Raw genomic sequence first — 12925 nt, 5'->3', positions numbered from 1 at the left:
TTGCTTCTGCCCCACCGTTTATTCTGATTCCACGTGAGTGGGATATGACTCGAAGAGTTATGTCCCACTCACGTTTCTTTTTTACTGAAAATGAGCGAGATTTTTTTCTGCCATATAATAGAAAGAAACATTTTATTATAACTGTGACAAATCTTGCTAAAAACATTGCAAGAAATCTCTATTTGCGTTAAAGTAAGAAAAGACAACTGTGAAACATTTTCCTGTTTCACGCAAGGAAGGAAACGTATGACACCAGAAGAATTTAAACAACTATTAAGCCAAAAAGGCATTGATTTGTCAGATGAGCAAATGGCGCAATTTACTCGTTATTTTGAATTACTCGTTGAGTGGAACGAAAAAATGAACCTGACAGCAATTACAGAAAAAAAAGAAGTTTACTTGAAGCATTTTTATGATTCTATCTCATTGGCATTTTTTGAAGATTTTTCAACAAATAAATCAATTTGCGATGTGGGTGCAGGAGCCGGTTTTCCAAGTATTCCGTTAAAAATCGTTTTTCCAACATTACAAGTCACAATTGTTGATTCATTAAATAAACGAATCACCTTCTTAACAGAATTAGTCAATGAATTAAAGTTAGAAGAGGTTTCTTTGTATCACGATCGTGCAGAAACATTTGGACAAAAAGAAGAATTTCGGGCAGCCTTTGACTACGTTACAGCTCGTGCAGTTGCTCGCTTAAATGTGTTAAGTGAGTTATGCTTGCCGTTAGTGAAAAAGGATGGTTTTTTCTTAGCATTGAAAGCTGCTAAAAGTGAAGAAGAAATTATTGAAGCCAAACCTGCAATTGCTATTTTAGGTGGTAAATTTCAAAAAGAAGTTTCCTTTGAATTACCAGTCACAGCGGATGAACGTCATATCGTTGTAGTACAAAAGAAAAAAGAAACACCAAAAAAATACCCGAGAAAACCAGGGTTACCAAATAAACAGCCAATCAAATAAGATGGAGGGACACAAATGGCACGAATTATTTCTGTAGCGAATCAAAAAGGCGGCGTTGGTAAGACAACGACCACTGTGAATCTAGGTGCTTGTCTTGCCTATTACGGCAAAAAAGTGTTGCTGATCGATATTGATGCTCAAGGAAATGCTACAAGTGGTATCGGCGTACGTAAACCAGATGTTGCAACGGATGTTTATGACGTATTAGTAAATGAAGAACCAATCAAAAATGTGATTCAGCAAACATCTAGAGAAAATCTGGATATCGTTCCAGCGACGATCCAACTTGCTGGAGCAGAAATAGAATTAACTTCAATGATGGCGAGAGAGTCGCGTTTAAAAGCTGCGATTGAAGAAGTAAATGATATTTATGATTTTGTTTTGATCGATTGTCCGCCATCTTTGGGACATTTGACTATCAATGCTTTTACAGCTAGTGATTCGATTTTAATTCCAGTGCAATGTGAGTATTACGCACTTGAAGGATTGAGCCAACTCCTTAATACGATACGTCTTGTTCAAAAGCATTTTAATCCAGATTTACGTATCGAGGGTGTATTGTTGACGATGTATGATGCTAGAACTAACTTAGGCGCTGAAGTCGTAGAAGAAGTTCGCAAGTATTTCCGTGAAAAAGTCTATGACACCATTATTCCTAGAAATGTTCGTTTGTCTGAAGCGCCAAGTCATGGTTTGTCGATTATTGATTATGATCCCCGTTCACGTGGTGCCGAAGTGTACCAAGCACTAGCAAAGGAAGTGTTGGATAATGAGTAAAGGAAAAGGTTTAGGTAGAGGTATTGATGCATTGTTTCAAGATTTTGCTAGTTTGGAAGATGTAGACGTTCAAAAAGAAGAAGTACTTGAAATTCCTTTAAATGAACTTCGTCCGAATCCATATCAGCCAAGAAAAACATTTGATGAAGCATCACTGCAAGAATTGGCGAACTCGATTCAGCAATCAGGTGTCTTTCAACCGATCATTGTTAGAAAGTCATCTGTTAAAGGATATGAAATCATTGCAGGTGAAAGACGATTTCGCGCTTCAAAATTAGCAGATAAAGAAACGATTCCAGCAATCGTCCGCGAATTCGATGAAGAAGCCATGATGCAAGTCGCTGTTTTAGAAAACTTACAACGTGAAGATTTAAATCCGCTAGAAGAAGCAGAAGCTTATGATATGCTGATGAAAAATTTAAAACTCACACAAGTAGAAGTTGCAGAACGTCTAGGGAAAAGTCGACCATATATTGCAAACTATTTACGCCTATTAACGTTACCGACCCAAGTTAAAGAGATGGTTCAAAGCGAAACTTTATCGATGGGACAAGCTAGAACGTTACTTGGTTTAAAAGATAAGGATTTAATTTTAACTCTAGCAAAACGAGTTGTAGAAGAAAACTTGACTGTTCGTCAGCTAGAACAAATCGTCAATGATTTGAATGAAAATCAAGGCAAAAAAGCTTCTAAGAAAGAGAAGAAACCGATTAAAGATAAACCTTATTACATTCGTGAAAGCGAAGATCGCTTAATGGATAAATTTGGTACAACCGTTGCTATTCAAGAAAAAGAAGGTAAAGGGAAAATAGAGATCGAATACCTTTCACAGTCTGATTTAGCTAGAATTTTGGATATTTTAGAGATTCATTTTGATGAAGCTTGATTAACTAAATGAACAAAAGAGTCTGATACAAAACTAATATTAGTTTTGTGTCAGACTCTTTTTTATGGTCGAATTATTATTAGTAATAAGTGAAAAAGAAAGTCACATAGACAGATAAAAATTACTATTTATTAAAATAATTATTTAAACAATTGAATTTCCATAAAAAATATAATATATAGAAATAAATAATATTTTTCTTATTCTTATATAAAATAAGAAAAATCTATAATTGTTTAAATTAAATCATATAGATATTGTTAAAATAGGTACTTACTGTTAAATACTTACATTTCAAGTATACAATAAATAATTTGGACATGTCAATGAGGAATAAAAAAATCACAATATATTTAATTTATGTAAATTATGCTCTACCTAAGAGAACAAATTAGTCAATTGATATAAGTAGCGAGATTACGTATCAAGCCTATATCACATGACGTGTGCTTTGTTGTTGTTCATAATCAATACTAACTCAAAATAAATTTACTTATTTCTATACGCCGTCAAATGAACCGTCAAATAAATAGTCTTAAATAGTTCGTATAGTGAAAAGATCTAAGCACGCTTTTTTTGGAAGTGTGCTGTTTTTATTAATATAGATATAAAAACAGTAATATTTTAAATCGTAAAAAAGCTAAAAGAAAATCATGGATTGTAACTATACATTTGATTAGGTCAAAAAAATAATAAGTAAAGCTTCTGTTTTCATCTCAAAAGTTATGATTCGTTTATTTTTATTAAAATTACTATTTTTTAAAATGTTAATTTATGTATTTTCTTTATTCCACCGTCATCTAACCGTCAATGATAAAAACAAAACTTCTTTGCATATACGTTTAAACGGTTTTTTTCTTATTTTATATAAGAATAGGAAATTCCTATTATCTAATATTTACAGTTTTATGTAGTGCATGTATTAAAACCTGTATTACATGTATTTTTCGAAGGAATCTTAGTAATCATAAATGGTTGGAATTTACTATATAAAAATTAAGAGGAGGATTTTCCATTATGAGGAAAAAAATTATTATATTGACCGAAACGTTAAGCGCAAATGGGCTATTACAAAATAGTTTATTAAATATGGATTATGAAATAATGGTTTCAAAAGATATATTAACTCAACCAAAAGATAAAGAGTTTTATTTTCTGCAAAATTTTGATCTGATTATTTATCAACAATCTATGTATAGCGGCTTAAAGGAATCATTTCTAGATAACTTGGCATTATTGAATAAGCCAATTGTTGTTTTAACATTTGAATCAGAGCAGGTAAACAAGTCTAAGTACTTGAATAATGCTAATGTGAGCTTTGTTCGTTATCCAATATCTGTTACTGATTTAGCGAGTAAATTAGCAGCAATTTTTGAGGAGTCTGCAAATCGTAAAGGTAAAAATAGTCAAGAAAGAGCAGAGGGATCCTCTACAAATAATGATGGATTTGCTCGAAACATGTCAGCCTATTCAAATGCTGTAAAAGTAAAGAAACCATACTCTTTCCAATTAAAAGACCGCACACTAATTATCGATAATTGGTTGATTCCATTAACTAAAAAAGAACATCAGGTATTGACACATTTTATCGAATCGGAGCAAAGAGTTTTTTCAAGTCAATCACTCTGTGAAGCAATTTGGACAAATGCCAAGCAAAAAAACAAGCAGGCACTGTTGAGCAATTTGATTAACCGTATCAAACAAAAAATAATGGATAAAACCTCTATTTTTGAACCATTTATATTAAATAAAAAAGGGATAGGCTATTACCTGAATCAGGAGTTTGTAGCCTTAGACGAACAAAATGATGAACAGATAAGAGAACTATTGGTAGGCAATCTGTAATTTAAAAAAGGTAAGTCAGAAAGGAAGCGGGAGCATTGGCGATATTTAACAAAAAAAGCAAAAAAAAAAAGAATCATGAGGATATTTACGAAGAATACTACGATGAATATGACGAATACGATGAGTATGAGGATTACGACGAGTATGATGAGGATGAATTTGAAGAAGAGGATCATGTACCCCCTAAAAAAAATCGTCCAGAAACTTCAACTAAAAGAGAGCGTTCGGAAAACACTATGAGAAAACAAGAGCAAGAAGCACACCAAGAACAAGCAGCTGTAATTGAACATTTAAACAATGAAAATCAACAGTTTCAAAAAGAAATGCAGCGCCAAAAAACAATGGCAGAGCGCTTAAAAGCAGAAGTTGAAAATAAACAGCAAGAAATAGATCAGTTAACCATGCGTTTGACCAGTTCATCTAAATCAAAAGAAAGAATTCTTTCATTAGAAGAGCAAGTAAGGCAGTCAGAAGAATTGAGAATACAGCTGGACGAACAATTATTAGAAGAACGTAATAAGAGTACAGAGATCGAAAAGCAGCTACGTCAACAGGATTTAATGAAAAATCAAATTGCAGAGGTATTGATGGAAGCGAAAGAGAAAGCGCAACAAATCATTGAACGTGCAACAATTGAAGCTGATCGAACAGTAGAAGCTGCTAGACATGAGACTAAAAAAGCAGTTTCAGAAGCATCAATTGAATTAAAAATGATTAATCAGGAAGCGGCAAACTACCATACACGTATTCTTCGTCTACAAAGTGAAACAAGTGTATTAATGGAAGATTTGTTAAACAAATCTAGCCGATTAGCTGACCAATCACTGGATTAAAGGAAGGGGTTTAAGAAGTGGTTTATCAAAATATTATGGTTGACATCTATCAAGCCGCTTCTCCAGCAGTAGGTGAGCGCCTTTTTGATGACGATATGCTACGGGATATCTATTATATTTGCGAAGAAATTTTTCAAAAAAGAAATAAAAGAATCCCCTATCCTCAAAAAGAAGTGGAAGAATATTTTGAAGAGTTTCATACCATAATTTCTTTTTTTAAACATGTTGAGATCACTTTAGATTTTGTAGATCTTGATTGGTCTGCTTTGTTGGACGAGTTGATTCATACCTTTCCTCAAATTGCCTGGATAGGCGGTTCTAAGGAAAAAGAAGACAATCGCATAGTATATTATATCGATTTTGTTCCTATTGCTTATAGAGAGACCGGATTTCCTTTCATGGTTAATTTACTACAGTCATTAGATCAGCAGTTATTAGTTGAGAGTGATGATATGTTGGAGTCGTTTGTTTGTGAAATCGAAAGGCTTGTAGCTAAGTTTATCAAACCGTTTAAGATGGCTGACTCTGTCGAAAAGACAGAGGTTGTAGAATATAGTGATGATGACAGTGCAAATTATTTACTGAAAATGGAAGAAGCAGTCAGTAGAGAGAGGTATGCAAAAGAAAGAATGCGGCTTGCAAATAAAAAATTGGAAGTTGTCATTGAGCAAATGGAACGGCAAAACTTATCCAGAGCTATGAAAGAATTAAGTAAATCTAGCAGTGATGAAAATGAAAACTGGGATCATGTATTAAAAATTGATTTGAGAGAGTATTCTCAACTTCTACAAAAGGCCAAGTTTTTAGAACAGTCGTGGCTAATGAATAAAGAATTGGTTACAAAATCTGAAAAGATGACGATTTCTGATAATCAATTAACTTACGAAAGAGAACAGGTAAGGAGCTTTAAAGATTCAGTTTCAACAAACGAGATTTACCTTATTCTAGATGAGTGTAAGCTAATTGAATCAAGAGTAAAGATTAAGAACAAATCTTGGTTTAGACAACCTCATGTGCGAATCATGAAAATGGACTATGACAGTATATTAAACAAAGCGGCCTATTTTGATCTTATTCAAGGAGAAAATTACTTACTCGAACAGATAGTACTAAATGAGGAGTCGATAGTAAACGATTAAAATAAGTCGATAGTTGATTTTAATTAAAAAATAAAAGGATTGGGAATAGTCGGCTTTTCCCATCCACCACTACATAATGATTTTAACTATTTACTAGAGAGAAATATTGAAAAAGAACACAATTATCAATGAGGTAAGAAGGATTTAAAAAAAATCAATTGAAGGATTGGGAAAAGAAAGTAATTGATGAAAAATAAAGATTTTGACCTATGATTCATTTGATTTTAACTGTTGCTATGTTTAGTTTTTTTCAAAGTACATATGATTTTACTATGCAGGGAGCTTAAAATTCAATGATTAATAAACGAAAAAGACTTCGCTTGATTGTTGTAATGATAGGATTTTTTCTTTTATCACTGATAGTCATAGTTGCTAAACCAGAAGTTGGTTCAGCGGTCTCCGTAAAACCAATTTTACCAAAGAATCAACATAATTCAGAAGCAACTTATTATGATCTTCGAATGAAACCAAGCCAAGAACAAGAGCTGAATTTGGAGTTAGCAAATACTTCTGATACAGAACAAAAAGTTACTTTTCAAATAAATGATGCGACAACAAATGATAGTGGAGATATAGACTATTCTGATCGATCAAAAAGTATTTCGCGAGATAAGAGTTTGAAGATTTCTTTGAAGGACATTGCAACCATCGAATCGGAACTAATAATTCCAGCAAAAAAAACGATAACAACAAGAGTTTATTTAAAAATGCCCGAGAATAAGTTTGATGGAATGATTTTAGGTGGAATTAAAGTTGTTTCATCGGAAAAAAATAATAAACTCTCTGATTCCGATGATAAGAGACAAGATAAAAAAACATATATTGTAGCTGTGAAACTGACTGAAACAGACACACCGATTGTAGCAAAATTAAATTTATTGACTATTTTATCTTCAAGAGAGTCAAATAAAACCGTGATAAAAGCAACTATTCAAAATGATCAAGCAGTAAACTTAGAAGATATCGAGTTTGTTGCCAAGGTGTATAAAAAAGACTCGGATCAGTTATTTTCTCAAAGTAAGGTGACAGGTTATCGGATGGCACCAAACTCTAGCTTTGTTTTCAAGCTTGATGAGGAAAATAAGAAATTTTCGGCTGGAAAATACCAAATTGAACTAACAGCTAAATCTAAAGCAACAAATCAGGAATGGCAATGGAAAAAAGAACTGGAAATAGCAAAATCTGATAATAGAAAAGATAGAACTGCTAAGGATGTAACTGACAAAGAAAAAATAATGCTTTACACCATTATTTGTGTGATTACATTTGTTTTATTGTTGTTACTACTATTGATTTTGTTAATTTTAAGAAAGCGCAAGGAGAAGCGTTACGAAGAAGCTTTGTATCATAGAAAGAAAAAACGTGACCGAAACAATAAAAATATCCAGCGAAACAGAAAATCTAAGAGTAAAAATGTTGAAAGAAATAAGAAAAAAAAGCCTGCAGATTATAGTCGATCAAAAAGATAGAGCATCCACAAAAGTTTGAAGCTGTTTCTCTGTTTTTTTAGAGATAGAAAAACGTATTAGAATAAGTTATTAAGGTATCCGCACCCTTGTAAATTTACTCTTAATTCCACTATTAGAAACAGGCATAACCAAAACGTTTTTGCCTGTAGAGAATGTTAAGAAAATCAATGCTGTAAAAAAGAATTAGGAGCTATATAAAAAAATTTCATAGACGATAGTAGGTTTTCTATCTGAAAAAAAGGAATATATAAAGCGAGTTACTGCTATTCTAGATAATCACTGATTATCAGTTTGTATTTTAAATTATGAAAAATAGATATATAGTATAGAGATTTTAGGAGTTGGAGGATATGAAGAAAGCAGAAGAAAATTCTCAAAAACAGGGAAGAAAGATAATTAAAAAATACATTCTCCATCAAAAAGTCAATCCCAGGCTTTTAGGCGTAGAGTTGTTCGATAAGCATTTAGATACACCATATGAAGCTTATTTATCATGTAAATTAATCTTTAGAAAAGATGTTCGCTCATTGATGGAACTTGAAAATATTGCAACAAAAATATACGAAACTTGGACAAAAAAAAATGATAAGTTACATATAAAAAAAATAAATGTTTTTACATCAACTGCATATATTGTATTAACATTTACGATCGGTTTCTATGAGGATGTACATGTAAAATATTTACGCAATTTAAAAGAGTGCGCTAAGGAAATTATTGAGACCTATGATAACTTAGTTAAGAAAGAAAAAGAGGCTGAATATAAAAGAAAAGAAGAAGAAATTTATAAAGTTTTAGAAAAATTTAGTCAGCTAAATGACAAGATGGATGGTTTGGAAGATAGACTCACAAAAAATGAATCGATAGTTTTAGATTCTGGAGAGTTATTGAAAACAGAACTTACTAAGGTCAGTCAAACAATCAAAGAGCAACTAAGCCAAGCTGAATATACTGTAAAAGATGTGCCAAATAGTTTCCAAGGTAACGAGAAGGAAGTAGAAAAAGCCAATCCTAGTAAGGTAAAAACAAAGCAGTTAAAGAAAAAGGTCGTAAAGAAAGAAAAGTATCAAGAACGTAATTTTATACTTGATCGTTCTAAGCTATTACCAGTAGTCAAGATAAAGAGTTGGAAATCAAATCGCTTTTCTTCAAAAAACATGGATGAAAGAGAACCAACCAAAAAGAATGATTTGAAGGGATATGTATCTAAACTTGAGTTGGAAGTGTTAGCCTGTTTCTCGGAAAGTAAGGAATTGAACAAAAAAAGAATGGTACCGAAAAAACAATTCTTAATTTTAAAAGCAAAAGTAGAATTTATAGATTATTTATGGATGTTATTGGAATTAGAAGGAAAAGAAGAAATTATCATTGCTGATAAGCTAAGTTGTAGAGAATTGATCGAAGAGTTAGGTCAATTTATGGAAACTGTTGAAAAGATTGCTACAGGAGCAACAATTTTTAATTACTGGGTCTATTGCTCGCAAGAAATCTTAGTCAAATTAGAAGGATATGCAGCATTAAAAGATTTTTTAAGCAATTCATTAAGACTAAGCAACAATACTTTAGCAAATGAAGTATGATGATTAGCCTGTTTTGGAAAAAAGGGGTGTGTACAAGAGACTAAGACAGTTTCAAATGTATAGGTCCTCTTTCTTTTTCTTTTATTATTATACAAATAGTATTTCTATAACAAAGAAAACTAACATTTTACTTCCAAAAATTCTCTTTTTTTCTAAAATTTTTGAAACTAAATAAAAATGATAATCATGCATACTTAGTTAGGAAAAGCGAACGTATTGTAAGGTCATGATTGGTTTTCGTTGGGAGAAGATGAAGTGAGGAATTTGATTCATTGATTTTAATAAAAATAACACATGAAACTTTAAAATTTGTAGTCATTCATTTTCTTAAATTAATAAAATTAAGTTTTGGAAAGGATCTTAATTATGGCAAGAAGAGGAGAAAATATCTATAAAAGAAAAGATGGTCGTTGGGAAGGCCGATACATAAAAGGGAGACAGAATAACGGGAAGATTCATTATGGTTATATCTATGGATATAAGTATTCAGAGGTAAAGCACCAGCTTATCTTAAGAAAGTACGAAAAACAGACGAGTAATAGTAAGAATCTGCTACCTTATGAAGGAGAGTTGTTGGATTGGACAAAGTATTGGTTGGAGACATTCATTCGTCCAAAAGTAAAAAGCAGCACATATGCTAGTTATAAAAATAAAATGAATGTCCATGTATTATCAAGAATTGGTTCTATCAAGCTCCAAAAACTAAAACAATCAGATCTTGACTCATTACTTAAAGAAATGGATAAAACGTTAAAAGCAAGTTCGATTCGCTCGATATTTTCTGTATTGAAAAATTGTTTGAGTAAGGCAGTAACAATAAATTTGTTGACGGAGAACCCATGTATGGGAGTAGAACTTCCCAAAACAAGAAAAAGTGCAGTGCAAGCGTTATCTATTAAGGATCAAGACAAATTAGTTAAAGAAATTAATACAGATCAGAAGTTTTTTGCAATTATACTTGCTTTACAAACTGGACTTCGAATTGGAGAAATTTGTGGTTTAAAATGGGAAGATATTGATTTTGAGAATAGTACACTAGGGGTGAATAGAACGGTACTTCGTATTCAGTCTGAAGATAAGTCTGGAAGAAAGACAGAGATTGTTGAAGTTACACCTAAGAGTAATAATTCCCAACGTAAAATCCCAATCACGAAAACATTAAAGGAAAAGTTACTAGAGCTTCAAAAAGTATCGACAAGTGAGTATGTTATTTCAAACAAACACAAAGCTTTAGAACCTCGTACGATAGCATATCGTTTTCAAATAATCCGCAAAAAAATTGGATTAGAAAAATTTTCTTTTCACTCTTTAAGGCATACTTTCGCTACTCGTTGTTTAGAAGCAGGGGGAAACATTGCAACAATCAGTTCATTGTTAGGTCATTCATCAACAAAGATGACATTAGATTGTTATACCAATTCTTTTTTTGCGGAGGAACGTCAATTAGTTGAAAAGCTTGAATTTGTTTAGGATGAAATCAAGTAACCTTTTTTTGATAAGGTGAACTGAGAGGTCGAGACAAAAGGATCTAGCTCCGAGAACCAAATAGGTACTATGCAATATCAATTTGTACCTCATTTTGTTTTATCGCAATAAGAAGAAACAAGGTGTCTGAAAGACACCTTGTATTGTATATTATCGAAGCACTTCGTTCTTCGTGATTTAAAACAATGTGATCGAAGTGTAACGTAGTAGTAGCTTTTTTAGTGAGGATAAATTTAACGGGAAGAGGAATAAATTTCATGTAGTAACTGATCAAGATCAAAGATGTCTTTTTTTTCGTTATAGTTGGTTAGAAAGAAAAAATATTTCCCTCTCTTTTTTAGGTACGAACAATCTACATTACTAATGACTAAGTCATAAAGTTGGTTGGAAGCAAAAGGGTCTGCCTTGGCAAAAGTAGTTAACTCAATGTATTTGATCCACCAGTCCATAAATCTATTTTTGTATAATAGATCACCTTCAAGAAACACCCCAACAGAAATTTTAGTTTTGATACATTCTTCATAAAAATTTATCGCATGAGCATATTTTGAAATTAGAACAGTGTCATATGTGTCATCTACAAAAAGTGTGGAGTATTTTTCTTTTAAGTAATTAATAAAATAATGAATTATTTCGGAGTGTTCAGACTCTCCCCAGTCTGTATACTTTCGTTCCCAATAATAATCAATATGTCCTTTGAATATCAAATGATGGTAGCCAATAGTGTTTAGATAATAATGAAGGGTTGAACTGTGAGTGTTTTTTAAACAAGTGTTGGGATAGTATTTGTTCATTAGATTCAAAAATTCTTTGTTTAACGTAAGAACAAAAAAATCACTATACCTTTCAATCAAATCAAGTTCTTTTAAACAATAAGAATTAGCAGGAATGATTTCTTCACCAAGCATGAAGAGAAGCAATAGGATGGTTTCGTTAGGAAGCATTTTAAAAGAATAATAAACTAAAAACGATTCAAGTGTTTTATTGACTTTTTTGAATAAATGAGAATTTTTAAGTGCATTTATAAATCTTTTTTGACTGCTGATATCTGATTTATTACTGAAAAAAGGTTCCTGATTACTATAATCTGATATATTTTTTTGGGCATTTCTTCTTTTTAGCAAACTAAAATAGACGACTAGCTTTTTTCGGGAAAAAAAAGATAATGGACTATCTAAAATTTGTTGAATCGTATTGATTGTTTCATAAATTCTAGGATCGATGTTTGGGACCTTTAATTGGTGTTTAGGGTCTGTGACCATGTAAAGTGATACATAAAAAAAGCGAATTTGTAACTCAGATCCTAGAAGAGAACCATTTTGGATAGTCAAATCAAACTCTTTCAACAAGCTGTTCAATTCGTTGATTTTTCTGAAGTAGGTTGAATGACTAATTCCAATTTTTTCACATACACGAGTCACATCAATCGTTCCACAACGCAATAATTCTTCTAAAATTTTATATTTTGGTGAATAAATGATTAATTCATTATACAAAGTATGAAGAGAATACTCTGGTGTTGTTTGGAAAGTGATTGTTTGCTTATTTACTTCAATAGAAAAGCGCTTATTTGATTTTTTGGCTGAAGTCATCAATCCATCAATTACTTTTAATAAAAAGTAATCTCCGATGTTTAAATGACGTAAAAGGTCTTTTTTTGTTGCAGTACCTCCAACGTTACTCAAATGTATTAATAAGTCAATTTGATAAACTTCCAATTTTTCTAGTAAGTCAAATTTTCTCATATGTAAAACTCCTTTAAATATCAGTATAGGGAATAGCAACTGAAGGGATAAGATCAGCTGAGACTCTTGTAGTGATATTTTCATTATTATCCAACATAAATACAGTAAATACAATCTCATTTAAATGGATTTATTTTTCATTTTTTTGAGAATTAACCTTATTTCCTCTTTGTGTTTTCTTATTGAATATATAAAAAAAGCGG

General features: G+C 31.8%; 10 protein-coding genes. 9 read left to right on the top strand and 1 reads right to left on the bottom strand.

Features of this window, described 5'->3' with window-relative positions; all coding sequences use genetic code 11:
- The first annotated feature begins 246 nt into the window (after positions 1-246).
- The 9 genes from rsmG to A5821_RS11530 all read left to right on the top strand — a co-directional run bounded on the left by rsmG (position 247) and on the right by A5821_RS11530 (position 10962).
- Complete coding sequence (rsmG, locus tag A5821_RS11570; RefSeq protein WP_086314714.1) at positions 247-963, top strand: 16S rRNA (guanine(527)-N(7))-methyltransferase RsmG; 717 nt, start codon at positions 247-249, stop codon at positions 961-963.
- A gap of 15 nt (positions 964-978) precedes the next feature.
- On the top strand, positions 979-1740 hold the full coding sequence (locus tag A5821_RS11565) for a ParA family protein (RefSeq protein ID WP_086314713.1): 762 nt from the start codon (positions 979-981) through the stop codon (positions 1738-1740).
- Positions 1733-2626, top strand: coding sequence for a ParB/RepB/Spo0J family partition protein (locus A5821_RS11560; protein WP_086314712.1), 894 nt, complete (start codon positions 1733-1735; stop codon positions 2624-2626). The genes A5821_RS11565 and A5821_RS11560 overlap by 8 nt, the downstream gene beginning before the upstream one ends.
- Positions 2627-3643: 1017 nt before the next feature.
- On the top strand, positions 3644-4471 hold the full coding sequence (locus tag A5821_RS11555) for a helix-turn-helix domain-containing protein (RefSeq protein WP_086314711.1): 828 nt from the start codon (positions 3644-3646) through the stop codon (positions 4469-4471).
- A 35-nt stretch (positions 4472-4506) separates the two neighbouring features.
- Positions 4507-5304 (top strand): hypothetical protein, encoded by a 798-nt coding sequence (locus tag A5821_RS11550; protein ID WP_086314710.1) that lies wholly within the window; start codon positions 4507-4509, stop codon positions 5302-5304.
- A gap of 17 nt (positions 5305-5321) precedes the next feature.
- On the top strand, positions 5322-6443 hold the full coding sequence (locus A5821_RS11545; RefSeq protein ID WP_086314709.1) for a hypothetical protein: 1122 nt from the start codon (positions 5322-5324) through the stop codon (positions 6441-6443).
- Positions 6444-6736: 293 nt separating this feature from the next.
- Positions 6737-7912 carry a DUF916 and DUF3324 domain-containing protein gene (locus tag A5821_RS11540; protein WP_086314708.1) on the top strand — a complete coding sequence of 392 codons (1176 nt, stop codon included), beginning with the start codon at positions 6737-6739 and terminating at the stop codon, positions 7910-7912.
- A 350-nt stretch (positions 7913-8262) separates the two neighbouring features.
- Positions 8263-9492: a hypothetical protein gene (locus A5821_RS11535; protein WP_086314707.1), complete on the top strand. Its 1230-nt coding sequence runs from the start codon at positions 8263-8265 to the stop codon at positions 9490-9492.
- Positions 9493-9858: 366 nt separating this feature from the next.
- On the top strand, positions 9859-10962 hold the full coding sequence (locus tag A5821_RS11530; RefSeq protein WP_086314706.1) for a tyrosine-type recombinase/integrase: 1104 nt from the start codon (positions 9859-9861) through the stop codon (positions 10960-10962).
- Between the two features lie 248 nt (positions 10963-11210).
- On the opposite strand, the gene A5821_RS11525 is transcribed toward A5821_RS11530, so the two are convergent.
- Positions 11211-12722, bottom strand: coding sequence for a helix-turn-helix domain-containing protein (locus A5821_RS11525; RefSeq protein WP_086314705.1), 1512 nt, complete (start codon positions 12720-12722; stop codon positions 11211-11213).
- Positions 12723-12925: the final 203 nt, after the last annotated feature.

The sequence above is a fragment of the Enterococcus sp. 7F3_DIV0205 genome, assembly GCF_002141365.2.
GTDB lineage: Bacteria > Bacillota > Bacilli > Lactobacillales > Enterococcaceae > Enterococcus_L > Enterococcus_L palustris.
Note: the sequence above shows the minus strand (reverse complement) of the source record. Positions and strands in the feature narration are given on the sequence as shown.

Coding starts and splice junctions, on each gene's coding strand:
- A5821_RS11555 (WP_086314711.1), top strand. CDS start 3,644: ATGAGGAAAAAAATTATTATATTGACCGAAACGTTAAGCGCAAATGGG.
- A5821_RS11540 (WP_086314708.1), top strand. CDS start 6,737: ATGATTAATAAACGAAAAAGACTTCGCTTGATTGTTGTAATGATAGGA.
- rsmG (WP_086314714.1), top strand. CDS start 247: ATGACACCAGAAGAATTTAAACAACTATTAAGCCAAAAAGGCATTGAT.
- A5821_RS11535 (WP_086314707.1), top strand. CDS start 8,263: ATGAAGAAAGCAGAAGAAAATTCTCAAAAACAGGGAAGAAAGATAATT.
- A5821_RS11560 (WP_086314712.1), top strand. CDS start 1,733: ATGAGTAAAGGAAAAGGTTTAGGTAGAGGTATTGATGCATTGTTTCAA.
- A5821_RS11565 (WP_086314713.1), top strand. CDS start 979: ATGGCACGAATTATTTCTGTAGCGAATCAAAAAGGCGGCGTTGGTAAG.
- A5821_RS11530 (WP_086314706.1), top strand. CDS start 9,859: ATGGCAAGAAGAGGAGAAAATATCTATAAAAGAAAAGATGGTCGTTGG.
- A5821_RS11525 (WP_086314705.1), bottom strand. CDS start 12,722: ATGAGAAAATTTGACTTACTAGAAAAATTGGAAGTTTATCAAATTGAC.